At 47.2% G+C, this 25695-nt stretch carries 17 protein-coding genes and 1 CRISPR repeat array; of the genes, 10 read left to right on the forward strand and 7 right to left on the reverse strand.

Translation table 11 applies throughout. The features are described 5' to 3' along the window. Positions 1-319 precede the first annotated feature (319 nt). Both ACKFKH_RS26490 and ACKFKH_RS26495 read right to left on the reverse strand, forming a co-directional pair. Positions 320-619 carry a type II toxin-antitoxin system RelE/ParE family toxin gene (locus ACKFKH_RS26490; RefSeq protein ID WP_446861346.1) on the reverse strand — a complete coding sequence of 100 codons (300 nt, stop codon included), beginning with the start codon at positions 617-619 and terminating at the stop codon, positions 320-322. After that, the gene (locus ACKFKH_RS26495; protein ID WP_446861347.1) at positions 606-902 is read right to left on the reverse strand and encodes a hypothetical protein; all 297 of its coding nucleotides are present in this window, start codon (positions 900-902) and stop codon (positions 606-608) included. Before ACKFKH_RS26495 ends, ACKFKH_RS26490 begins: the two co-directional genes overlap by 14 nt. On the opposite strand from ACKFKH_RS26495, the gene ACKFKH_RS26500 reads away from it, so the two are divergent. Beyond that, entirely contained in the window at positions 894-1121 is a 228-nt protein-coding gene (locus tag ACKFKH_RS26500; RefSeq protein WP_446861348.1) for a hypothetical protein, read from the forward strand. The genes ACKFKH_RS26495 and ACKFKH_RS26500 overlap by 9 nt on opposite strands. Before the next feature lie 328 nt (positions 1122-1449). Here ACKFKH_RS26500 and ACKFKH_RS26505 read toward each other — a convergent pair whose 3' ends face one another. Next, entirely contained in the window at positions 1450-2493 is a 1044-nt protein-coding gene (locus ACKFKH_RS26505; protein ID WP_446861349.1) for a hemerythrin domain-containing protein, read from the reverse strand. Positions 2494-2723: 230 nt separating this feature from the next. Between ACKFKH_RS26505 and crtO the strand changes: the two genes are divergently transcribed. The 3 genes from crtO to ACKFKH_RS26520 all read left to right on the forward strand — a co-directional run bounded on the left by crtO (position 2724) and on the right by ACKFKH_RS26520 (position 7252). Continuing rightward, positions 2724-4409: a beta-carotene ketolase CrtO gene (crtO, locus tag ACKFKH_RS26510; protein WP_446861350.1), complete on the forward strand. Its 1686-nt coding sequence runs from the start codon at positions 2724-2726 to the stop codon at positions 4407-4409. Between the two features lie 105 nt (positions 4410-4514). Then, positions 4515-5648, forward strand: coding sequence for a saccharopine dehydrogenase family protein (locus tag ACKFKH_RS26515; protein WP_446861351.1), 1134 nt, complete (start codon positions 4515-4517; stop codon positions 5646-5648). A 446-nt stretch (positions 5649-6094) separates the two neighbouring features. After that, a complete protein-coding gene (locus tag ACKFKH_RS26520) occupies positions 6095-7252 on the forward strand; it encodes a baeRF3 domain-containing protein (RefSeq protein WP_446861352.1) in 1158 nt (385 codons plus the stop codon). A gap of 580 nt (positions 7253-7832) precedes the next feature. On the opposite strand, the gene ACKFKH_RS26525 is transcribed toward ACKFKH_RS26520, so the two are convergent. The 3 genes from ACKFKH_RS26525 to ACKFKH_RS26535 form a co-directional block, all read right to left on the reverse strand. Then, positions 7833-9101: a cation:proton antiporter gene (locus ACKFKH_RS26525; RefSeq protein WP_446861353.1), complete on the reverse strand. Its 1269-nt coding sequence runs from the start codon at positions 9099-9101 to the stop codon at positions 7833-7835. 141 nt (positions 9102-9242) lie between these two features. Then, entirely contained in the window at positions 9243-10610 is a 1368-nt protein-coding gene (glcF, locus tag ACKFKH_RS26530; RefSeq protein WP_446861354.1) for a glycolate oxidase subunit GlcF, read from the reverse strand. Positions 10611-10637: 27 nt separating this feature from the next. Continuing rightward, positions 10638-11939 (reverse strand): FAD-binding oxidoreductase, encoded by a 1302-nt coding sequence (locus ACKFKH_RS26535; protein ID WP_446861355.1) that lies wholly within the window; start codon positions 11937-11939, stop codon positions 10638-10640. A 249-nt stretch (positions 11940-12188) separates the two neighbouring features. Here ACKFKH_RS26535 and ACKFKH_RS26540 point away from each other — a divergent pair, with 249 nt between their 5' ends. The 5 genes from ACKFKH_RS26540 to cas2 all read left to right on the forward strand — a co-directional run bounded on the left by ACKFKH_RS26540 (position 12189) and on the right by cas2 (position 19935). After that, positions 12189-15500 (forward strand): PAS domain S-box protein, encoded by a 3312-nt coding sequence (locus ACKFKH_RS26540; RefSeq protein WP_446861356.1) that lies wholly within the window; start codon positions 12189-12191, stop codon positions 15498-15500. Between the two features lie 3 nt (positions 15501-15503). Then, positions 15504-16655, forward strand: a complete 1152-nt coding sequence (locus ACKFKH_RS26545) for a hybrid sensor histidine kinase/response regulator (protein WP_446861357.1) — start codon at positions 15504-15506, stop codon at positions 16653-16655. After that, the gene (locus tag ACKFKH_RS26550; protein WP_446861358.1) at positions 16633-17391 is read left to right on the forward strand and encodes a response regulator transcription factor; all 759 of its coding nucleotides are present in this window, start codon (positions 16633-16635) and stop codon (positions 17389-17391) included. The genes ACKFKH_RS26545 and ACKFKH_RS26550 overlap by 23 nt, the downstream gene beginning before the upstream one ends. A 181-nt stretch (positions 17392-17572) precedes the next feature. Further along, positions 17573-19660 carry a CRISPR-associated endonuclease Cas1 gene (cas1, locus tag ACKFKH_RS26555; protein WP_446861359.1) on the forward strand — a complete coding sequence of 696 codons (2088 nt, stop codon included), beginning with the start codon at positions 17573-17575 and terminating at the stop codon, positions 19658-19660. Next, positions 19660-19935 (forward strand): CRISPR-associated endonuclease Cas2, encoded by a 276-nt coding sequence (gene cas2, locus ACKFKH_RS26560; protein ID WP_446861360.1) that lies wholly within the window; start codon positions 19660-19662, stop codon positions 19933-19935. The genes cas1 and cas2 overlap by 1 nt, the downstream gene beginning before the upstream one ends. Positions 19936-20186: 251 nt before the next feature. Then, a CRISPR array of direct repeats spans positions 20187-21183; the repeat unit is 36 nt; unit sequence GTTTACCGATTACTTCAAATCGGATTAGTTGGAAAC. 161 nt (positions 21184-21344) lie between these two features. Here cas2 and ACKFKH_RS26565 read toward each other — a convergent pair. Next, positions 21345-21686 (reverse strand): hypothetical protein, encoded by a 342-nt coding sequence (locus tag ACKFKH_RS26565; protein WP_446861361.1) that lies wholly within the window; start codon positions 21684-21686, stop codon positions 21345-21347. 305 nt (positions 21687-21991) lie between these two features. On the opposite strand from ACKFKH_RS26565, the gene ACKFKH_RS26570 reads away from it, so the two are divergent. Then, positions 21992-25216 carry a glycoside hydrolase family 15 protein gene (locus tag ACKFKH_RS26570; protein WP_446861362.1) on the forward strand — a complete coding sequence of 1075 codons (3225 nt, stop codon included), beginning with the start codon at positions 21992-21994 and terminating at the stop codon, positions 25214-25216. The last annotated feature ends 479 nt before the right edge of the window (positions 25217-25695 follow it).

Here is a 25695-nt window from a genome sequence, read left to right on the forward strand (position 1 = left end):
AGTTCATTAGATCTCAACTTCTGACCTTTGACACAATTTATTTTACAATCCCTTCTGCAAACGAGTGGGATGGATGAAAGACTCAAAATACGTACACGATGTATTACAAACTTTTGAATACGGTGCCCCAAGAGGGCACTTACCTGGGGGATTGAATCCACTAATGATTGCGCGTATTGTACTATTTTCAGGTCTCTTCTCTCGCGCAGAGACTTGTGAAATCTAGTATAAGCCAGCCCTAGAATTTCCTGAAGTGTTGTTACAGCGCTATTTTCTACAACATCAGCGTTTCACGAATCTAATACTTAGTATCAAAAACTCATGTCGAAAATAGCTGCTCTCCAATTTCTCGACGATCGTCCAAGATACGAACAACTTCGATCCCCTCTGGTACGACTCGATAGAAGATGTAGTGTCTCCCCATATGATATCGGTAGTAGCCTGGTCGAATGTCATCTCGTCGATTCCCCAGTCCTGGCATTCCAGCGAGACGATCGAACGTCTTATCAAGAAGCGTGGCATACTTCTCAAACTGATTGACTCCCCACTTATCCAGCGTAAAGCTCAAAATGTCTCGATAATCTTGCTCCGCCTGAATGGTCAGCTTATAGTGCGGCATTGTCTCTTACTTGTCCATGTTGTTGATGCTCTAACAACACTTGAGCTTTAATTTCATTCAGCGTTTTTTTGCTAAATTCTTGTCGATCGGCTTGCTCTGCCCCAATTGCCACCTCTCGACGCATCCAATCAATCAACTCAGGCGACTCATCCTCAGCGCTCAACGTCAGCTTTTGTTCTAACGCTGTTTCGATCAGATCAGACAGTGTAACTTCGGGGTGCTTCTGCAAATATTGCTCAATTTGGGTTGCCAGATGATCTGAGATTTCAATGGTTTGTCTCATGATGGAACGTCGATCGCTGAACGCCAATCTCATTGTAGAAGAACGCCGATTCATAGAGTAAGCAAAACTTGCACCCAAAGTCTGGCTCCAATTTTAGGCAGTGAAGCGATCGTTCTCGAAATCTTGAATCATCAACGCGAAATCAGCGATCGTCAAGCCAACGAACTCGCCGCCTTTTTTCACATCTCACCTCAATTGCTGCATTTAGACAAACCGTAGCTATTGATCGTTAAACATCAATCCCATTTTAGAAGAACGTCGAGTTGAATAATTTCTACGACGTATGATTATCCAGTGAGGAACTTTGAGCCAGAACGCTTGCTTGAAATTCTCTTAAAATTAGCAGCTTGGGGGCAGAAGATTTAAACATCCAAGCGAAAGAGCTTCATCGAACGCGAGCAAGACCAGCCACAAATAACCCAATAAAAAAGGAGAGCCATTTTTGACCCTCCTTGAGTTCGCTATCCCGAAAGTTATTGTGAGAAATAGTTAGACTCTGAATAGTTCAAATCGAGTGCAGAGTGCAAGTCATTTCTAATTCATCGTCCTACTTCATCGAAGAAGACATTTCATCTTGAATGCGGCTCTTAGCAGCTTTAAATTGAGTGGCGAGTTGCTCGCTTTCGTCGCTGCTGAAGTTGTCGCGGATCGCCCCAAAATAGGTGCTTTCTTCTTGACGAACGTGATCCATCACAATGTCTTTTAGACGATTGACAGCGTTTAGGAATTCATCAGAAGCAGGATTCATCGATCGAATCTGATCCATCAACACCTTCATCTCAGCTTGCTCATCATAGAGTTCCTTGAGGTCGGCTTCAGGATATCTGCCACGCACCGCAGGGTAGGCAACTTCCTCTTCAGCGCGAGAGTGGGCATTGAGATCTTTGTAGATCTGACCAAAGTATTCCTGACGTTTCTGAGGATCTTTGGTTTGGTTGATCTCCATGAACAAAGTGTTGACTTTTTGGTGATCCATCCGGATCACATCCTGAAGGTTCATATCAGACTTGTCAGAGGTTTGAGTCACGACACTGCCTGCAACTCCCGTCAGAGCCGCAACCGCATCTTGAACCCGTGCCCACAGACCTTGATCAGCTTCTTGCCCAGTGAGTTCACGAACGCCTAACACTTCTAGAACACCTTTAAGTTGCTCTTGGTGAGCGCGTTCTTCAAAGTTGACGGTATTGAGGGGAGTGATCGCAGCTTCTACGTCAGCACCCACTTTTTGAGCCGCTTTGTGAATCACCAGACCACTCATCACCACTTGATGCTTGAGCAATTCATGTTGGAAGACTTTTTCGTAAATGGTGAGTTCAGAACCCGACATCAACTCATTAAGCTTGCTGATCATTTGAGTGATCGCGTCTTTAGGTTCAGACTTAACGCCATATTGAATGATGACGGTTTCAAGAATGCCTAAGTTTTTTTGATCATCTTTCAGCATGTCTCTAAAGCGATCGACAATATCTTGATCGCTAACTGCCGAAATAAACTTTTGTTCATTAGAGATCAATAGCTCCAACAGCGCTTTCATATCGGCGAGTTTCATCCCGATCGCCATGCGCTTGGTATCATCAAGGGTCATCACCATTTTTCATTCTCCAATTAATTGATAGAGGATCGGCATTGCGTTCAGATATAACCATCGCGCAGACGGGCGATCGATTCATCCTTCTCACGACTGAAGGGAAAAGTTACTCAGGATACGCAATAATCTGACTGGAGGAGTAGGGGAGGAATGAGAGATGAGAGATGAGGGATGAGGAAGTATTTCTAGTCTTTAGTCTCTGGTCTTGAGAAGCAATAGGAGGGAGCGATCGTATGTATGACGTGATTATCATTGGAGCGGGACACAACGGGCTGGTCTGCGGGGCTTATTTATTGAAGGCGGGATATAAAGTGTTGCTGCTAGAAAAGCGATCGGTGCCCGGAGGAGCGGCCACAACCGAAGCAGTCATTCCTGAAACGCCAGAGTTTAAATTTAATTTATGTGCGATCGACCATGAGTTTATTCACCTCGGCCCGGTTGTGCAGGAATTAGAACTGGAAAAGTATGGATTGGAATATCTATTTTGTGATCCGGTTGTGTTTTGTCCGCATCCCGATGGTAAGTATTTTTTGGCGCATCAATCGGTCGAGAAAACCTGTGCAGAAATTGCGCGATATAGCGATCGCGATGCTCAAAAATATGCAGAATTTACAAGCTATTGGCAGCGGGCTGTGAATGCAATGGTGCCGATGTTTAATGCGCCGCCCAAATCAGTCATTGATATTCTTGGTAACTACGATATTTCTAAAATCAAGGATTTGCTGTCCGTTGTGGGATCGTCAAATAAGGTGCTGGATTTTGTTCGCAATATGTTGACGAGCGCCGAAGATATTCTCAATGAATGGTTTGATGAGGAGATTGTCAAAGCGCCCCTAGCTCGATTGGCGTGTGAATTGGGTGCGCCCCCTTCTCAGAAGAATTTAGCGATCGGGGCGATGATGATGGCGATGCGACACCATCCTGGAATGGCACGGCCCAAAGGTGGAACAGGCGCACTGGTGCAGGCGTTGGTTAAGTTGGTCAAAAGTTTGGGGGGCGAAATTCTCACCGATCAAAGGGTCAAACAGGTTCTCGTTGATGATGGTCGTGCGGTTGGCGTTCGCATGTCTAATGGGCAGGAATATCGTTCTACAAAAGGCGTAATTTCTAATATCGATGCGAAGCGATTGTTTCTAAATCTCATGGATCACAGTGATGTCGATGCGGCTTCTCCAGAATTGCGCGAGCGATTAGAGCGGCGAATCGTTAATAACAACGAAACCATTCTCAAAATTGATTGCGCGTTATCAGAGCCTTTGAGATTTGAGCGTTACAATCACCGGGACGACTATACGATCGGTTCCATTCTCATTGCTGATTCCGTTAAACATGTCGAGATTGCTCACACGGAACCCGCGATCGGTCGAATTCCTGATGCCGATCCCTCGATGTATGTTGTTCAGCCAACGATGCTCGACCCGACAATGGCACCCGACGGCCAGCACACTTTGTGGATCGAATTCTTTGCCCCCTACCAAATTGAAGGCGCAGAAGGAACTGGACTCAATGGCACAGGTTGGACAGATGAGTTAAAGAATAAAGTGGCTGATCGCTGTCTCGATAAACTGGCTGAATACGCGCCAAATTTGAAGAAAGCCACGATCGCTCGTCGAGTCGAAAGTCCCGCAGAGTTAGGCGAACGGTTGGGCGCACTCAAAGGAAATTACTATCACATTGATATGACGCTTGATCAAATGGTGTTTTTCCGTCCGTTGCCAGAATTGGCCAACTATAAGACTCCGATCGACGGACTGTTTCTCACGGGAGCCGGAACCCACCCCGGTGGCTCGATTTCAGGAATGCCAGGACGCAATTGTGCGAGAGTTTTTATTCATGCTCAACAGCCGATCGTGCAAACATTACGAGATGCAACAGAATCCTTGAAATCTACCTTTGGCTCCGTGTTAAAGCAGAAGTAGTGGCTCAAAATCGGGGAAAATAATTGAGGGCAGCAGCATTCCTGACTCGCCAGAGAGCATTTTGCGAAACGCTCTCATCTAAAAAATTGTGAACCGGACGATCGCATGACAGACCAAGTTTTAATTCTCGGTGGCAGTGGACGAGTGGGCAGTAAAGTTGCAGCCGATTTGTTGGCGCACACCCAGGCGCAGGTGACGATCGCCGGACGCAATCTCACAAAAGGCGAACACAAAAGCGAATTGTTGGGCGATCGAGTACGATTTCTCACGGTCGATCTCGCCGATCAAACCACCTTGCAAGCAGCGATTTCTGCTGTCAATGTGGTCGTTCACTGTGCGGGCCCATTTCACTATCGCGATGCCACTGTGTTGAGGCTGTGTATTGAACATGGAGTCAGCTATGTTGATGTCAGCGATCATCCTTCCTTTACGCGCAAAGCTCTCGAATATCGCACTCAGGCCGAAGCCGCTGGAGTCACCGCCGTGATCAATACGGGCATCTTTCCAGGAATCTCCAATAGTATGGTGCGGCAGGGCGTTGAGCAGTTAGACGAGGCAGAAACGATTCATCTCAGCTATGTGGTCTCTGGGTCTGGTGGGGCAGGCGTGACGGTGATGAGAACGACTTTTTTGGGGCTACAGCGACCCTTTGAGGCCTGGATGAATGGCGAATGGCGATCGGTCAAACCCTACAGCGATCGTGAAGTCGTCGAGTTTCCTGAACCCTATGGAAAAATTGGCGTTTACTGGTTTGATATGCCAGAAGCTTTTACATTACCGGATACTTTTTCCGTCAAAACAGTGATTACCAAGTTTGCGACGGTGCCCCGCTTCTACAATTATCTGACCTGGAGTGTAGCGCGCTGGTGGCATCCAAGCTGGCTACGCAATTCAGCCGTGATTGAGTTTTTGTCCTATGTCAGCCACTTTATGACCGATGTCACCGATCGCTTTAGCGGCATTGGGGTAGCGATTCGTTCAGAAGTGATTGGCACTAAAAATGGTCAGCCGACTCGCTGTTACTCAACGTTGACTCATTCAGACACCGCGATCGCCGCAGGAGTTGGCACCGGAACCGTCGTGGAATTGTTGCTATCTGGGCAGTTAAAAAAACCGGGCGTATGGGCGATCGAGCAAGCGTTATCGACCGACTTGTTTGAACAAGTCATGCAGAGTCGAGGCATTACAATTCAGCATCGATTTGAAGAAGAGGCACAAGGCATGGGAGCTGGCGAATAGAGTTCGCGCCTAAAAGAACGAAGTCCGCCTTCGCAGACTAACTCCAGCCAGAGGTTTGTTAATACCGCGACGGTGGATTTTTTTTTATAGCTGCGGTTTTAACCGCCAAGCAAAAAGTTTCGTCAGTCAATTAACGTCAGTTCGATGAACGCTTCGCTTCGGTTTTAGATCCAGGAACGCCCCCTAAATCCCCCACGAGTGAGGGACTTTGAACCAGAATTCCTCTCTGAAAGTCCCCCAAAATTGGGGGGTTGGGGGGCAGAAGCCGTGAACAACGAAGCGAAAAAACTCTCATCGAATTCACGTTCAATTAGGCTTCTAGACGATCGGGCTGCTTTTCTACCTTTGTTTTCTACCATTGGGCAGGGGCTTCGGCTTAAAAAGATTTTTACGATTTTTGTGTGAGTAATTCACATTTATCTCTCGTTAATTTTCACCCTAATCATATGAGCTTTCTTTCGATCGCAGAACTAAAAGAACTTGTCGAACAGCCGCAAGGATTGTGTGTATCAATCTACATGCCAACTGTGCAGTTGGGTTCAGAAACTCAGCAAAACTCTCTCCGCTTTAAGAATTTGATTCGACAGGCAGAAGCAGAATTAGAAAAAAATGAATTGCGTCCCACTAATGCAGGTCAACTTCTTCAGCCCGCGATCGAATTGGATAACGATGAATTTTGGCAGAATCAAAACGCAGGTTTAGCTTTGTTTATTGCAGAGGGATTTTTCCGTTATTATCGCGTGCCGATCAACCTGATAGAACTGGTCGTTGTGAACGATCGCTTTCATCTCAAGCCATTAATTCCCCTGTTGAGTGGAGACGATCGCTTTTATATTCTCACCCTGGGTCAGCGCGACGTGCGTCTTGTGGAGGGCAACCGCTACGGCATTACTCGTGAAATTGAAATCGAAGGCTTGCCCAAGCGTATGGATGAAGCGTTGCAGTATGACGAGACGGCCAAAGATGAACAGCGGCGACAGGGCGGTGGTGCAGGTCGTGCAGCCTTACAAGGTGGTGGCTCATATCACGGACAGGGAGGCGAGCGCGAAAACGTCAAGGAAGATCTGCTGCAATATTTTCACCTGGTTGATAGAGCGCTGCACGACTTTTTTCGCAATCGGCGATCGCCTCTTGTTTTAGCAGGTGTTAACTATTTGCTGCCCATTTATCACGAAGCAAACACCTACAATTTCATTGTTGAAGAAGGAATCCAACACAATACAAAGCAGCAAACCCCCCAAGAACTTCATGCAGAAGCTTGGGCGATCGTAGAGCCGCAGTTTGAAACAGACCAGCAAAAAGCGATCGATTACTATCATGAGTCGATCGCGGCTGGCAAAGGATCAAACAATTTAGATGAAGTGATTCAAGGCGCGTTTTATGGTCGTGTAGAACAGCTTTTCGTTCCGGTGGGTGTGCAAAGATGGGGGCATTTTGATCCTGATTCAATGGAGCTTGAAATGCACAACGATGCTCAGCCTGGCGATGAAGATCTGCTCAATGCAGCCGCGATTCAAACCATTTTTCATGGCGGAACGGTCTACGCTGTCGAACCGGAAAAAGTGCCCGATGATGCCCCTGTCGCGGCAGTCTTTCGCTACTAATTGCCCTTGATTTAACGTGAATTTGATGGATTTCTGCGCTCCGGTTGTCGCTCCAAGTTTCCCTTTGTATCTCAAGAGTGTGGGTATCTTAAGAGTGTGGCAGACCGATTCCCGCTAATATCACTTTGATCTTCCATTGCCACAGATTCTCTACCCTCTGCCTACGGCTTCCCCACTCATACCCACTCATAATACCCACTCATAAAGGCGGGATTCTCTAGCTCCCCGCCTTACTAGGCTACCGTGTAGACACAAGTCGTTGTCGCTTCGTTTCAGTCGGCTTCAGCCCCCTAAATCCCCCAGTCTGGGGGACTTTGACCAAGGAAAGATTTCCAAAGTTCAAAGCCATGACGACGGCTCAAAGTCCCGCATTTTTGGGGGATTTAGGGGGCGAAGGCTCTCAGCAAGGACATTGAACCGGAAATCTTGTCTGAAAGTTCCCCAGAACTCGAGGGTTGGGGGGCAGAGGTTCTCAACAATGCACTGAAAATTCTCCATCAAATTCACAATTAACACGTTGAATTGGGATGTTGTATTAATTTAAGTTGAGTGGCTGTTTGGGTTCATCTTTGCATAATTTTTATGCCCCTTCTACATCTCTTTCATGTTGTGCAGGATCTTCTTCTAGTGTGGTATTCCCTTCGACGTTGCGTTCGTACCACTTCATTAGAGGCGTTGCGGTCACACCGTGCAAGATCACCGAAAGAACGATCGTAATAAACGTAATCCAGGCAATGCGTTCTCCTGTATCACCTTTTAGTCCAGAGCCGAGTGCATACGCGAGATAGTAAATCGAACCAACGCCGCGAATGCCAAACCAGCCATAGAGCCAGCGAGTAGCCGGATGACCAGGAAGGGCGATCGTACTCAGCCAGGCACCCACCGGACGAATCACCAAAAAGAGCGCCCCTGCCACGATAAAAGCATCTCCCGCAAAGCGCAGCATCGGTTCAACACGCAACAGAGAACCCAGCAGAAGAATCGTCCCAATTTCTGATAGTTTTTCGAGACGCTCGATGAAGTGTAGTTGTGAAATGGATTTATCAAGATCGCGACGGCGGCGCATTGTCACACCCGCTACAAAGACGGCTAAAAAACCGTAGCCATTAATAATTTCAGTGAGCGAGTAACTGATTAAAACGATACTTAATGCGACGAAGTCCTCCATCAACTCATCCACTGTTTGCACTCGTTGCAGCTTGTGATCGACCCACCGAATCACTCTGGCAACCAGGTAGCCCATAACCAGTCCGGCAAAGATCGCCCAAAGCAAATCGATCGCCACCCATTCTTTAAACCAGTTGTCCCAGTTGGGGTCTTTGAGCGATCGCAGTCCAAAATAGACAAACGGAAAGGCCAGCGCATCGTTGAGTCCGCCTTCAGACGTGAGACCAAATCTGAGTTCGTCGCGATCGTTTGGGTCATCCAATTGCACTTCAGACGCGAGAACCGGATCAGTTGGGGCTAAGATCGCACCCAAGAGAATCGCTGCCCCCCAATCCATTTTGAGAACCCAGTGACCGATCGCTGCCAACGCAAAAATCGAGATGGGCATCAAAAATCCAATTAGTCGAGCGGTCGAATTCCACGCCCAAAGCCGCAAGGGGCGATTCATTTTCAGACCGCAGCTAAACAGAGAAATCAAGACTACAAATTCAGCAACTCGTTCTAAAAATTCTGTCTCCGGGCGAATTTGAATCAGATTAAATCCATAGGGACTGAGAACAATTCCAACAATGAGATAGATGAGTGCATAGGAGAGCGGCAAACGAGCAATCCACCCTGACCCTAGCGTCACCATCAACAGCAATAAACCAATTACCAGGAGTTCAAGGATATAAATGCTCACGACCAAAATCTCTACAGGAATGTGCTTCAACTGTAGAAGGTTGATTTCTCAAAACCTACTTATCTTGTGAGAGATTTATTTCTTAATTAAGATCTATCTGTGGAGGCATCCATTTTTTATGACTCGTTATCACTCATGAATCTAATCCTTTGGTAACTGAATACCCCGAATCGAGTAGTCCAACAACTGCATTGGATGTAAAACAGGGATTGTTTTGTGTTGTAGTTCTAAATGTTTGGTGATTTGTACATAGCAACCGATGTTGGCCGACGCGATAATTTGCGCTTTGGTATTGGTCAAGTTCTCAACTTTTTGGCGACCCAACTCTTCGGCTACGTCAGGTTGGAGAATGTTGTATACCCCTGCACTTCCACAACAGAGCGCAGCATCGATCGGTTCTCTCAATTGCACACCGGGAATTTGTTTTAATAATTGGCGAGGTTGCAGACTGATCTTTTGTCCGTGCAGCATATGACAGGCATCTTGATAAACCATCACCAATGGCTTGTCTTGAAGCGGAGAAAGTTTGGCCGTCAGCCCCACCTCTGCGAGAAATTCTTGAACATCTTTAACTTTGCTGACAAATTCTTTAGCCGTTTGGGAATAGTTTGGGTCGTCTTGCAAAATGTGGGCGTATTCTTTGAGCGTGTGACCGCAGCCCGACGCATTGATCACGATCGCATCTACACCCGTATTAGCAAAACTGTCGATCATCTGACGAGCAAAGACTTTCGCCTGATCTTCTTGCCCCTGGTGATGAGACAGCGCCCCACAACATCCTTGAGATTTGGGCACGACAATTTCGCAGCCGTTTGCTGTCAACACTCGCACCGTCGCATCATTGACATCTGGGTTAAATAATCGCTGCACACAGCCCAGCAGCATCCCGACTCGATAGCGCTTTTCTCCCTCAGCGGGAATCAATGTGGGAATCGTATCCACAAACGCCTGGGGCGGAATTTTGGGCAACATCGACTCCATCGCCGCCAACTGAGGGGAAATCTGCTTGAGAAAACCGAGCGATCGCACCATTTTTTGCAGACCCGATTTTTGATACAGCCCCAACGGTCGCAACAAGGCCCGCATTCGCTGAGGATAGGGAAACACCGAGAAAATCAGTTGTCTCAAAAGCTTTTCGGGAAGGGGGCGATCGTGGTTGCGTTCGACTTGAGGACGAGTGGCCGCAATCAATTTGTCGTATTGCACTCCCGATGGGCAGGTCGTCACACAAGCTAGACAGCCCAAACACGAGTCAAAATGCTGCACCGTCGCCGGAGAAAGCGGAATTTCACCTTCATTCACGCCATCCATCAGATAAATCCGACCTCTCGGCGAATCGGTTTCTTTGCCAATCACACGGTAGCTCGGACAGGTCGATAAGCAAAATCCACAGTGAACACAGCTATCGATCAGGGTGGGATCGGGCGGCTGATTGGGGTCAAAGCCTAGAAAGCTTGCGATCGTCGGTTCAGAAGATTCAGAATTTGTGGAGGGTTCAAACGTTTGCATTTTAGTTCTATTTTTTAATTCTATTTTTCAAATACCGCCTACAAAACGGTGAGGACTTAAGCGTGCCGAAGGGTCAAATTGCTGTTTGATTTTCTTCATCACCTCGATCGCACTGCCCGAATAGCCCCAAACCTCCATCTGCTGTTTGAACGCGATCGGCGCTTGTAGAAGAGACAAATAGCCACCCGCAGCTTCACAGATCGATCGTACCTCCAAAATTTGCGTTGATCGGGTCACGGCACGGTCTAACACCAAAAAGCCGATTCCACTTCCGGCATGGATCAGGGCAATTGCACTACTTAACTTTTCCTCAATTTTACTGAGAACAGCGACCGCTTCAGATGGTCTGACTCCTATTTTGCAGGCGATCGTGTCGGACTGGGCAGCCGTAGGCATTTGTTGAGCCAATCGTTGCCATAGAAGGGTGTCTTCTGACTCAGCGTAAAGGGTCGTAGACAATCCCAAGGCGGTGGCTAACGCTACCATCTGCGCGGCTTGCTGTTTGACACTGACACCAATGCTCTGAAACCGGACGGCTAACCCCACGTCTGAACCCAGTTCTAAAGTTCTCATGGTCTGACTGGAGAGCAGGTCGATCGCTGACGGCTCTAACGCAGAGTTGACCAGAGTTTGGGTTGCTTGAGCAATTTTGTCCCTGTCGCCTGCCAATACCACGGTCTGAGAGGCTTCTGGAATCGGATACACGCGAAACGTCACCTGCGTCAAGATGCCCAACGTTCCATAAGATCCAGTCAGCAGCTTCATCAAGTCATAGCCTGCTACATTCTTGACGACTCGCCCGCCCGCTTTGACGATCTGCCCATCACTGCGAACAAACGAAACGCCCAAAAGCATGTCTCTCACACTGTTGTAGCGATGTCGTAGAGAGCCTGTGTCAGCCGTCGCGATGATGCCTCCCAATGTGGCGCGATCGGGATAACTGGGGTCGATCGCCAAAAATTGTCCCGCCTTAGCCAACACAGTTTGTAAGTCTGAAAAGCACAAACCTGCCTCGGCCGTCACAGTCAAATCCCCGATCGCATGGTCGATGAGTCGATTTAGCCGTTGAGTGCTGACCACCAAATTCACGCCTTGTACCAGTCCGCCCCAGCCCAATTTACTCCCACCGCCACAGGGCAAGACTCGCCAGCCATTTTCGGCCGCACAGGTCATGACAGCCGCCAATTCTATTGAGTTGTGGGGATAGACGACACAGGCGATCGTACTTCCCGGAGCCGCTTGAGAAAGGGACGATCGCTGCGTCGCCTCCAGACTGTCCCAGGGACAAACACCAGCTTCTCCAACCAGATTTTTTAGAACGGCTTCCATCAGTAAATTTGTGAGGGGCTTAATCAAAAGTTTTTGAGCAACCGATAAACCATAGAGAGAACTACATAGCCAGAAGAGAAAAGTAGCTAAGTGACAATACCGTTGCAGATCCCATTATGCAGGGAACACTACCCTTGAACTTCAAAGAGTTGCGGAAAATCCTTAATATTCGGGGACAGCCGACCGGGACATTCGACCGGAAATTCAAAGCCAAGTCCTAATGTCTTCACGAACCCTGCCGACGAGATCATGCAATTGCCCGATTCGCCACCATTCACCGCCTTGCAGCAAGCGATCGACCAGTGGATTGAGACGGCTTCTTTCCCCGATTCGCAGGTGCAGCAGGTGCGATCGTATCTAGCAGAAATTGGAAGCACGATCGCCCAGTTGCAGGCAGAAATTAGCCAATCCAAACCCGCCCTCCAGGAAAGTGAGGAACGATATCGCCGGATTATTGAAACCGCCACTGAGGGAATTTGGGTTCTAGATACAGCAGAAAAAACCAGCTTTGCGAATGGCAGACTCGCTCAGATGTTGGGCTACAGCGTCGAAGAAATGCTGGGTAAGTCGCTGTTTGACTTTATGGATGCAGAAGGACAAGCGATCGCGGCCCAGTGTTTGGATCGTCTGCGTCAGGGTGATCAGGGACAGCACGACTGTAAGTTTCTCTGCAAAAATGGGGCTGATTTGTGGGCGATCGTCTCTGCCACACCCATCTTTACCCAGGGCACCTACAAAGGCGTATTGGTGATGATCACCGACATTACCGAACGCAGACGCACACGCGCCAATTTAGAACAATCGCTCTGTTTACTACAAACCACTTTAGAAGCCACAGCCGACGGAATTTTAGCGATCGACATCTCCGGCAATATTCTCAACTTTAACCACAAATTTTCTGAGCAGTGGGGGCTAGTCGAATCGTTAGATAGTGAGCAAGAACTATTAGAAAAAGCGATCGACCAGTTGCAAAATTCCCATGTTTTTTTACATCAATTAAAAGCAGAATTTGAGCAGCCCAATCTCGAAAGTCAAATTATTTTAGAACTCAAAGATGGTCGAGTGTTTGAGCGCTATTCAAAACCTCAGCGACTGGGCGATCAGATCATTGGGCGAGTTATTAGCTGCCGAGATATCACAGAAGCAAAACGGGCAGAAATCGCACTAGCAGAACGAGAAAAACTGCTGCGAACCGTCGTCACCAATACGCCAACGATTTTATATGCCCTCGATCGTAACGGCATTTTTACCCTTTCTGAAGGCAAAGGACTGAGTGCAATTCGGCGTAAGTCAGGTGAAGTCGTTGGGCGATCTATGTTTGACTTATACCAAGACCATCCAGAGTTGTTAAAAGCAGCGCAACAAGTACTGGCAGGGTCTGAAGGCAGCCTGACGATCGAGGTTAACGGCATAATTTATGACACTCGCGCAACGCCACTGAGAGACAAACAAGATCAGGTTGTGGGCTTAATTGGAGTTGCTACCGATATCACTGCACAGAAAAGAGCCGAATCAGTTTTACGCAACGCTAAAGAAAGACTTGAAATTCGAGTAGAAGAACGTACTGTAGAACTCCGAAGCACCAATGAGCAGCTACAGCAAGAAATCGCTCAACGCAAACAAATTGAACAAAGTCTACGAGAAAGTCAAATCTGTCTACGATTGCTAAATAGCATCACAACTGGAATCACAGCAGGATTGTCAGTCGAGCAAGTCATTGAATCGACCATTCAACAAATTGGCCGCTACTTTAAGACACTGCGCGTTTTGTATGGGGTGATCGATGATGGATTGCTCACAGCCGTCCACTCGGTACAGCCAGAAACGATGCCGACCTTGCAGGGAATGGTCGAAGACTTATCTCAGGCACCCACTTATCTAGAAATTATCGATCGCCGTCAGCCGATCATCATTCAAGATGTCGCTCAGGAGGCGTTTTTGTCCCCGATCGCCGCTTCGATGGTGGCCCGTAAGGCTTGCGCCATTCTCTCTGTCCCGGTGCAACACTCTAATCAAAAATTAGGGCTACTCTGCTTTGATGCCCCCGAACCTCGTGAATGGAGTGATTATGAAGTGGCGACGCTGATGGAGATTGCAGATTATTTGTCGATCGTCCTACAAGAAGCCCAAGCCCAACAAGAACGCCAGCGCGCAGAAGACCGATTGCGACTTTTAGAATCTGTAGTCGTCAATGGCAATGATTCGGTGATTATTACAGACGCAAATTCTGACAATCCCAAAATCATTTATACGAATGCTGCATTCACCGCTTCGACAGGCTACAGCGCCGAAGAAGTGTTAGGAAAAACGCCGCGCATTCTACAAGGGCCCAAAAGTAATCGAGTCCAGTTAGACAAAATTCGTCACGCTCTTAATCACGGCAAACCTATTCAAATCGAACTGCTCAACTACCGCAAAGACGGCTCTGAATTTTGGGTAGATTTGAACATTGTCCCGATCGTTGATCCTGCGGGAAACCTGACTCACTACGTCGCCCTACAGCGGGATATCACCGATCGTAAATGGGCCGAAAAAGCCTTACTCGCCACTCAAGCTCGCTTCAAATATCTGCTTTCTTCTAATCCCTCGGTCATCTATACTTGTCAACCCAATCGCAATCGACCCTGCACTTTTGTTAGCGAAAATGTCATCCAACAACTTGGCTATGAAGTGTGGCAATATCTCAAAGATCCGCACTTTTGGATCGATCGCATTCACCCCGATGATCTGCCCAATGTTTTAACCAAAATGTCTCAACTATTTGTCACAGAGCAAGTCAGTTGTGAATATCAGTTTTTGCACCAAGATGGGTCTTATCGGTGGCTACGAGATGGAATGAAACTACTGCGCGATCGCCAGGGGCATCCGGTTGAAATCATTGGGTCAGTCGTTGATATTACCGATCGCAAACGAGCCGAAAATCAAATTCGAGAATCGCTACAAGAAAAAGAAGTGATGCTCAAAGAAATTCACCATCGCGTTAAAAACAATCTACAAGTTATCTCTAGTTTGCTCAAACTACAAGCCGGGTACATTAAAGACGATCGTATTCTAGAAGTTTTTAAGGAAAGCCAAAATCGAGTGCGGGCAATGGCCTTAATTCACGAAAAGTTGTATCAATCAGAGGATTTAGCAAAAACAGATTTCGCAGAATATATTCGGAGTCTAGTGAATGATTTATTTCGGTCTTATTCCATTAGTTCACGAGCCGTTTCCCTCAATCTCACCGTTGAAGATGTTCGGCTGAGTATTGACACCGCAATCCCTTGTGGTCTGATTATTAATGAACTCGTTTCTAACTCCTTGAAATACGCTTTTTCTACTGAGAAGTCTGGTCAAATTAGTATTGCGCTCTCTGCGGAAACGAACGATCGCTATCTTCTAGTCGTGCAGGATGACGGGTCTGGGTTGCCCTCTAATATCGACTTTCGTAAAACAAAATCATTAGGATTACAATTAGTCTGTAATTTAACCAGACAGCTTCAAGGCACCCTTGATTTAGACCGAGAAAATGGCTCTACCTTCAAAATTAACTTTACCGATCAAAAACAAAAATTTTAGCCCATGCCAGCCGCTCAGATCCTGATTGTAGAAGATGAAAGCATCATTGCTTTAGATATTCAAAGCAGCTTGCTCAATGCAGGTTATGAAGTGGTGGCGATCGCGACCTGTGCGGTTGAGGCGTTAGAAAATGTTGCTCAATTTCAGCCTGATCTGGTGCTGATGGATATTCGGCTGCGCGGCAAAATAGATGGCGTAGAAACGGCTGAGAAAATCCGTCAAACTTTCCATCTTCCTGTTGTGTATCTGACGGCTCACGCGGACGAAAACACCCTCAGTCGCGCAAAAATTACAGAACCCTTTGGCTATATTCTCAAACCCTTTGAAGACCGAGAATTGATCACCACGATCGAGATCGCGCTCTCCCGTCACAAAGCCGAAACCGCAATTCAAGCTTCTCTTGACAAAGAACGAGAAGTGCATGAACTCAAATCAAGATTTGTCTCCGTTGTCTCTCACGAATTTCGTAATCCATTAAACGCAATTCTCTTTTCGACCGAGCTTTTAGAGCGCTACGGAGACCAATTAACGGATGCCAAAAAAACAACTTACCTTCAGCGCATTCAACTTTCAGTCAGGCGCATGAATCAGCTACTTAACGAAGTTTTGCTAGTTGGAGAAACTGAAGCAGGCAAACTGCAATATAAGCCAAAACCGATCGATCTAATCCAATTTTGTCAGGACTTAATCGAAGAATTAAAACTGTCACAAGTAAAGCCCTGCACAATTCAATTTGAGTATAAAGGCATTTCAATTAATCCATCAGAAAACGATATTCAACTCCCTTACTTAGACGAGAAACTGTTACAACACATCCTGACTAATCTGCTTTCAAATGCAGTTAAGTATTCTCCACAAGGTGAAAGTATTTTAATTGATTTAATCTGTAATCAAGAGAATGCAATTTTCCGTATTCAAGACCACGGTATTGGTATTCCAGAAAGTGACCAGGCTCAATTGTTTAACTCCTTTCACCGCGCCAGTAATGTACATGGCATTCCGGGTACTGGGTTAGGGTTATCGATCGTCAAACAGTGCGTTGACTTACACGGCGGCACGATTGAAGTCGTCAGCGAAGTCGAAAAAGGCACCACTTTTACAGTCACACTGCCGTTGAGGATGCAGGCAAGCGATGAAAACAATTTTAGTCATTGAAGACGAGCAAACGGTTCGAGAATCAATTTTAGATTTATTAGAAGCTGAGGGCTTTCGAGGCATTGGGGGAGAGAATGGAAATGTGGGGGTTAATCTTGCTCGTGAGCATCATCCTGATCTGATTTTGTGCGATGTGCAGATGCCCGATTTAGACGGTTATTCTGTTTTGACGCATCTGCGAAAATCTCCCGAAACGGCTGGGATTCCCTTTATTTTTCTGACCGCGAGAAGCACCAAGTCTGATATTCGATACGGCATGGAGTTGGGGGCGGATGACTATCTCACCAAGCCTTGTACTGCAACTGAGCTTTTGGGGGCGATTTCAGGACGATTAGCCAAACAATCTGCACTACTCAAACGCTTTAGTAGACAAGCGATCGCGAGACAGGAAGCCAGCGATCGATCTCGTCCCGACGTGTCTCAAACTTCCGCATCGGAGCAAAATTCTGGCACTCGCGATGGTCTACTCAACCACTTTTATCAAGAGCTACGAAACCCTTTGTCAAACATCAATATGGCGCTCTACTTATTAAAAACGCCTCCCTTGACGACTGCACCAGAGGAAACGATCGAGACGGTTCAGCGTGAATATGGGCGTGAATTAGCTATTCTTCAGCAAGTATACAAGCTGCAAGATTCCTTAATTCCAGAAAGTGCCCAACTGCTGCAATGCTGCAATTTAGCCGATCTGTTTGAGACCGAAGTAGACGAGCCAAACAGAGAGGCCCCTGCCTGATCTAGCCAACCGGAGTCAAGGCGTTTGATTTGATGGCATGAATAGGGCGAAGTGAAGAGACGATAAACGATACTCATTTAAATCCTGAATACAACACAGAACCGAGAATCCTGCAAATGAGGTAGGGGCAATCTCTAGACCGAAGCATTTGTAGCGAATCTTTGAATTGATATGAGACGTGATGGCTTTTTATGATCGCTTTCTCAGCTTTGAGAACTTTCGGATTGCCTGGGAGGACGTTGCAGAAAATCGGGGCTGTGCAGGTGTGGATGGGGAAACGATCGAGCATTTCACCCTAAAAGCAGATCAATATCTCGCTGTTCTTCAAAAAGCCGTTGCTCAAGGAACTTATCATCCGTTACCGTTGCGGCAAATTCTGATCCCTAAGAAATCGGGAGGAGTCAGAGAACTAGGGGTGCCAACGGTTCGAGATCGCATTGTGCAGCAAGCGCTTCTGAATGTGCTACATCCCCTGCTCGAACCTCAGTTTGAGCCATGTAGTTTTGCCTATCGCCCCGGACGATCGCATCTACTAGCTGTAGAACGGGTGGGATATTGGCGCGATCGCGGCCATACCTGGGTCTTGGATGCCGACATTGTGAATTATTTTGGCGAAATCTCGCACGATCGCTTGTTGGCAGAAGTGCGAGAACGGTTGGATGAGCCAAAGTTTTTGACGCTGATTCGATCTTGGATTACGGCTCCTGTACTGACGGGCGCAGGGTTAGTGATGCGACAAAAAGGCATTCCCCAAGGTGCGGTGGTTTCGCCAATTCTTGCCAATGTTTACCTGGATGATTTGGATGAACGGTTGACAGAATTGGGGCTAAAAGTGGTTCGCTTTGCGGATGATTTTTTGGTGATGGCGCGCACAGAGCAGCGAATAATCGAGGCAAAGCAAGAGGTTGCTGATTTGCTCAGTGCAATGAAGTTGAAATTGCATCCAGAAAAGACGCAAGTGACTAATTTCGATCGCGGCTTTCGTTTCTTAGGACATGCGTTTGCCAAAACGGTGGTCGTGCAGATCAAAAAGCCTACCCAAGATCAGAACCCGACTAGGGCAAAAGATGACGGGCTTCGGCTGATTCATGCTGATCCGATGATTCGACCGACTCAGATGCAGTTGGCGATGGTTGAGGCGTTGAGAGTGGCGCAGACTCCGATCCCGCCGCCGTTGTTTGTGGTGCTGGGATATCAGGTGAGAACGCATGATTCAGGGTCGATCGCTTCGGATGAAACTACTTGGAAAATTGATATGGCAACGCTTTATCTAGTTCAACAGGGAACGGTGATGAGTCGCGAACAGGAGTGCTTTGTGGTGCAGCCGCCCAAAGAGCCGAAGCTTGAAATTCCGATTCGGGAGTGCGATCGTGTCTTGGTGTTTGGCAATGTTCAACTGACGACGGCTGTGATTTCGACGTGTCTGGAGTTGAAGATCCCGGTGGTGTTTCTGACTCAATTGGGAGAGTATAAGGGGCATTTGTGGAGTGCAGAATCTGCCAATCTCACGCTGGAGACGGCACAGTTTGAGCGTCAGAAAGATCAGGCCTTTCGGCTGGCGATCGCGAAATCGATCGTGCAAGGGAAACTCTGGAACTCGAAGCAAGGACTGTTGCGGCTGAATCGAAAGCGGCAATTTTCGGAGGTGGTGGATGCGATCGCTCGACTCGATGAATTGCGGGAAGCAGTGGGACGGTTGGATGATGCGGCATTGATCGATCAGGTGCGGGGATATGAGGGAGCGGGAGCGGCACAATATTTTTCGGCGATGAGCAAGTTGATTGTCAATCCTGGGTTTACGTTTACGGAGCGCAATTTTCATCCGCCCAAAGATCCGATGAATGCGCTGCTGAGTTTTGGCTATACGCTGTTGCTCAACAATGTGTTTAGTTTGCTGCTGGCGGAGGGGTTAAATCCATATTTGGGCAATCTGCATGGCATGGAGCGGCAACGGGCAGATTTGGCGTTTGATCTGATGGAGGAGTTTCGGTCTCCCATTGTGGATACGTTGGTGATGAAGCTGGTAAATCAGAAGATTCTCAGTCCGACTGATTTTACTTATCCCAAGGTGGGGGGTGGCATTTATTTGGAGAATGCGGCGCGGCGAACGTTCTTGAAGCATTTTGAGGCGCGGATTTGTGAAACGGTGTCTCATCCCGATGTGCAAACGTCTGTTTCTTATCGACGGGTGATTCAGCTTCAGGTGAAGCGGTATGTGAAGGCTCTACTGGGGAATTGCGCTTATGAACCGTTTCGGAGAGTAATTTGATGCTGGTGGTTGTGGTTTATGACATTCCTGATGATAAGAGACGGCTGAAGCTCTCAAATTTTTTGGAGGGGCATGGGCGACGGGTGCAATATTCGGTGTTTGAGTGTTTTCTGAGTCTGGAGGAGATGCGGCAACTTTATCAAAAGGTGCAGGGCAAGGTGAAGGACTCAGAAGACAGTGTGCGGTTTTATTGGATTTCGCAGGATGCGGTGTCGCGGGTGTTGACCATTGGCAGTCCGCTACCTGAACCACCGCCAACTTGTTACATTGTTTGAGCTTTTCTGTGTTCTTTGGGGGCCGAGATCCGCATGTTTTCTGATAGGAACTCTGCTTTGCCACACAGGTCGGCGGATCGCTGAAAGCCGCATTCTTTCGTTGACCTCTGTGGATCGCTTGCTGCGTAAGGGTTTTGGCTGATGAGTTCTCTATTTTTTGCCTGAATGCTATACTGATCTCACGAGCAAAAAGACCCTCTGTGGTTTTGAGGCTTGAAACGTTTTCCAGGAGAAAGCTCTCTGGGGGGTGAGTTTACCGATTACTTCAAATCGGATTAGTTGGAAACTTTTGCAAAGAAATGATGACCCCATCTTGTTCAATGGCGGTTTACCGATTACTTCAAATCGGATTAGTTGGAAACATAAGAGATTGCATTTTCTGATTTAGTTTTCTTTTGTTTACCGATTACTTCAAATCGGATTAGTTGGAAACCCTTGGGCGCTCATCAACTGTTGTGCCAAACGGTTCACGTTTACCGATTACTTCAAATCGGATTAGTTGGAAACTTCGTGAGTAATGTTGTCCGATTCCCACCATTGGTGAGTTTACCGATTACTTCAAATCGGATTAGTTGGAAACAACCATTGCCAAGGTTGTCGCTGTCGTCAATGCTCTGTGTTTACCGATTACTTCAAATCGGATTAGTTGGAAACCTGTCACAATGTTGTAACGAGCAACCACAGTATTGTTTACCGATTACTTCAAATCGGATTAGTTGGAAACTTTCACATTAATTTCAACAACTTTCCCTTCAGGAGGAGGGTGTTTACCGATTGCTTCAAATCGGATTAGTTGGAAACAGATCAGACTGAATTAGCATGAAATCCTTTGTTTGAGTTTACCGATTACTTCAAATCGGATTAGTTGGAAACCAGTTAACACCGCCTCCAACAATATTGAGGACATTAAGTTTACCGATTACTTCAAATCGGATTAGTTGGAAACTGTCCTTCAATGCCCTGTTCAACTACAGCCTCCGCAGACTCTGTTTACCGATTACTTCAAATCGGATTAGTTGGAAACTTTAATCTGGAAAGAAATTCTCCCAAATTGATCTACCCGTTTACCGATTACTTCAAATCGGATTAGTTGGAAACTCAATAGCAACAGCGTTATCCCCTGTGCGAGCATTCTGAGCGTTTACCGATTACTTCAAATCGGATTAGTTGGAAATATGACGACGAACCAGTTGTCAAACGGTTAATCGTAGTGTTTACCGATCACTTCAAATCGGATTAGTTGGAAACAAACTGGAGGACGGAAGAACGAGGACGGAGGGCGGAGGACAAGAGAGAAAACGAGGACGGAGGACAAGAAAGAAAGGAGGCCGTATCTTGAATCTCTGATCTTTTTCCCTTCCTCTTCCGTCCTTCAAAAAGTGGGAAGAATGAGGACAGAGAGAAGAAAATTAAGCAGCATCCTTAGACGAAGTTTTGCCTGCGTGTCCACGCCATAGACGAACAGCTTTGTTTGGGTCGTCGGGGGTTATCCGAGTCGCTAAAGACTCCCATTCCTCTAGCAGTTTCTCATGCTGTTCATCGGTGATGTCGGCAAACTCCCTCAAAACAGCCACTACGTGCAGTCCGATTGCTGTTTCCAGATATCGAAGGCTAATTTCGTAATTCAAGCTGAGTTGCTGTAGCACTTCTGAGGAATTGTCAATTTCTGTTAAATCAACAAACAAGATGGCTTGCCCTGGTTTCGCCCCAACGGGAAGTCTTAGGCTTTCAAGTTGTTCAATTGCGTTCATTTTTGCTCCTTTGATTGAGTGGCTTTGAACCAGCAGCGATATTGTTGATTGGCTCCCTGCTTTGGTTTTGATGATGCGTCTAAAGTAGCTGCATACATTCATCAAACGTGAATTCGATGGAGTTTTCTCGCTTCGCTATTGGGCACTTCTGCCCCCCAACCTCCCAATTTTGAAGGACTGTGAATCAAAAAATAATCTGATGCGATCGCTGATCCTCCCACCTCAACCCATTAGCTCATAAGATATAGGGATCTGGATCAGGGTGATTCAGAAGTTTATCCTTGATGGCTTCATTTAGGAAGAGTATGGCAGTCAAACCCAGCGATTTAGAGACTTGTCTCAACCATTACTATGAGCAGGTTCGAGCGATTATTCTTAGTCGCCAAAACCCCATTTCTGGGTTGCTCCCTGCGAGTACGGCCGTCAACGCTCACGGAGACTACACCGATGCCTGGGTACGAGACAACGTTTACAGCATTCTCGCCGTCTGGGGATTGGGACTCGCATATCGCAAATTAGATACTGACCTCGGACGCACCTTTGAGCTAGAACACAGCGTCATCAAATTGATGCGGGGCTTGCTGTTTGCGATGATGCGCCAGTCCAAAAAGGTCGAGAAATTTAAAGAAAATCAGGCTCCCCTGGATGCGCTTCACGCTAAATACGATACAGATACGGGCGATGTCGTCGTGGGTGACGATGAATGGGGCCACTTGCAACTGGATGCCACGTCGATTTTTTTGCTGATGTTGGCGCAGATGACCTCATCGGGGCTGGCGATCGTGTTCACTCTAGATGAAGTCAACTTTATTCAAAATCTCGTCTACTACATCGGACGCACCTACCGCACACCCGACTTTGGCATCTGGGAACGAGGCAACAAAATCAATCACGGCAACCCCGAACTCAACGCCAGTTCTGTGGGCATGGCCAAAGCGGCTCTTGAAGCAATGAATGGGCTAAATCTGTTCGGCGTGCGAGGGAGTCAGACTTCTGTCATTCACGTATTACCCGACGAAATCGCCCGCTGTCGCACGACATTGGCATCCTTGTTGCCCAGAGAATCAAGCTCCAAAGAAGTCGATGCGGCGCTGTTGAGTGCGATCGGCTATCCCGCGTTTGCGGTCGAAGATGAAGAACTGGTCGATCGTACCCGCAACAAAATCATTGACCTCCTGGAAGGCAACTATGGCTGCAAGCGATTCCTGCGTGACGGACACCAAACCGTTTTAGAAGATACTAGCCGCCTCCACTATGAGCCGTGGGAACTCAAGCAGTTTGAACATATCGAGTGTGAATGGCCGCTGTTCTTCACTTACCTGGCGCTGGATGGATTATTTCGCGGCGATCGCTTGCAGGCTCAAGAATATCTGCAACTTTTGGATCGGCTGGTCGTCGAGCGAGACGGCTTAAAACTGCTGCCTGAGTTGTACATTGTGCCAGAAGCGGCGATCGAGGCTGAAAAAGCCAAACCTCACACTCAGACGCGCATTCCTAATGAAAATGTCCCGTTAGTCTGGGCCCAAAGTCTCTATCTACTGGCACAAATGCTCAGTGATGGGCTGCTGGCGGTGGGCGATGTCGATCCGATCGGCTGCCATCTTCGCATCGGACAAATTCGTAAAGCCACCGTTCAAATCGCGCTGCTGGCCGAAAATGAGGCGCTGCAAACTCGACTCGCCGCCAATAATATCGAAACTCAAACCCTCAAGCAGGTCGAACCGATCCAAATTCGTCATGCGAGAGAACTGGCCGCCGCTTACGCTCAAGTCGGACGCAACGATAAACTGGGGCTAAGTGGACGACCCATGCGCCGAATGCGAGGGCTAACCACCTCTAGAATCTTCAAAATTTGTGGAGAAACGATCGCCTTCCTGCCGTCCTTTTTAGAACCTGAGCGCTTCTATCTAACGCTCGATTATCACTTTCTGGTTTCCAGCATCAAAAGCGAACTCGCCTACATCCATCGCCACTGGAATCATCTAGGCAGACCGACGATGACGCTGCTGCTGACTAATGAAATGCTAGACCTCGGACGAGAAGCGCTGCTCAATCTTGTACAAGAATTTCAAGAAGGGCTTTGTGGAGATGTACCCGTCCAGCTAGGTCGCCTCAATCAAATTATGCTAACGTCTGGGACTGAGCGAATCGATTCTCTATATGACTTTGAGTTTGAATCTTCCTCCGTCACAGCGCTCACAGTCACAAAGTATTATCTACCCCACAATTTAGAGAAAAATCATTCTCTCAGCCTCACTCAAGAATTCAAATTGGAGTATGAAACTGATGTCGATGCTTTATTAAACAATCTGCGCGAGTCAACCAATCTATATGAACAAATTGAGCTTCTCAGCACCCTGACCCGCCTAAAGGGATTAAACTTTGATGCTCAGGTTGGGTCTGCTCCCGTCACCGTGATGGACTTACTCAATGAGGTCTACGCCAAAGCCAGTAAAGGCGACAAATCAGGGTCACCCTATTGGGGTGTAGTGCGGCGGGCGGCGGGGCTGCTTGATAAGGTTGATGTGGGACTGTCCGATGCGGTGACGGATATTGTGGTGCGACAAAAACAGATCGCTGTCGGTCGCGCTTATAGTGAAGATTCGCTGATTATGCAGCCGCTTCCTTATACAGAAGTGTTGGAAAAGATTCGTCACTTTTGTCGAGAAGATATTCGCGATCGCGTCCTCACCCAAGAGACTTTAATCTATCTCAGTTTGCTGATCAAATCGGAGCCAGATTTATTTAAAGGATTGCTCACGTTACGAGTTGGCTATTTGATTCTCTTAATGACCAGTGACCTGGCCCAAGAACTCAAAGTCACCCAGGATGAAGCGTATGAACAATTGATGCGCCTCAGTCCATTTGAGATCAAAACTCGACTCCGACAGATTCTCGAAAGCTATGCTGACTTTAATCGCGCCCTGTTTAAACAAGAATCGCTGCGGGTAAAACTGCCCGATCGCGGTATCGATTGGGTCGTCATGTTAGATGAACAAACCGAAGTCGAACCCGCTAATCAAGATTGGTGGCGCAAACGTCAATTAGATGGTGCGTTAAATCGAGTTCCCAAAGATTTTTACCCTAGCGTATGGCAGCTTTTACATCACTGTAAGGGATTAGTCATCGGTGATAAATTAGAGCGACGCAACCGCCTCGATAGTGAATCTCTGATCATGGAAATGACTGCTGGCGAAAAGAATTTTGCACTGCAAGTAGAACACTTGTTAAACAAAATTCAAGCGCCTGAATACCGTCAAGTGAATGTAGAAGCCCTCATGGAGTTATCGACTCTGACCGAACGCAACCCTGATTTGAGGATTGAAGAGTATATCGTCTTGGATGTACTAGTGGGCCATGCAGTTCGGCTTGCCTGGATTGATAAAAATATTCACTTAAGCGATCGCTACGATGAACATAAAGGAGTTGCCTGGCGATCGTTCTATGAAAGTTCACCCTACGACTGTGCCAGCTATATTGCCAAAGCTATGCGCTTCTTAACCCAACTCGGACAAGCCAGCCAGGTTTAACGTGAATTCGCTTGATGTTAGAGCTATGAAATTACAGCGTACGCCAAAGAAACCCACAGCGGCAGCCAAGTGCGGAATCCTTTAATTTGATAAATTGAGAATGCGATCGCCAGCACACCCGCAAGTAAGAGGTAATACACTCGAAAATTGCTGAGTAGCTCCAGGGGACAGCGCCACCAAAATAGAACACCGACTGAGAGAAGGGTTGTAATAATTAACAGACCATACAGAAAGAACTTGATAAGCTGACCGAGCCGAGCGATTTAGTCATTATTTAACAAGGTTCAAACTTGAGTCCTTCTATTCTTCTACTCTTTTACGGATCTAGTGTGCAGTTCATGTGGCAAGACGACTAACATTCCTAATCACTCGCCGTAGATGACCCTGAACCTCAAACAGATCAACTTTTAGCGACTTGTACAGTGGAATTTTGAAGTACAACAGCGACGTTGAGAAAATCTGCGAACAAACAAGAATCC

This window comes from Phormidesmis sp. 146-20, from assembly GCF_052939475.1.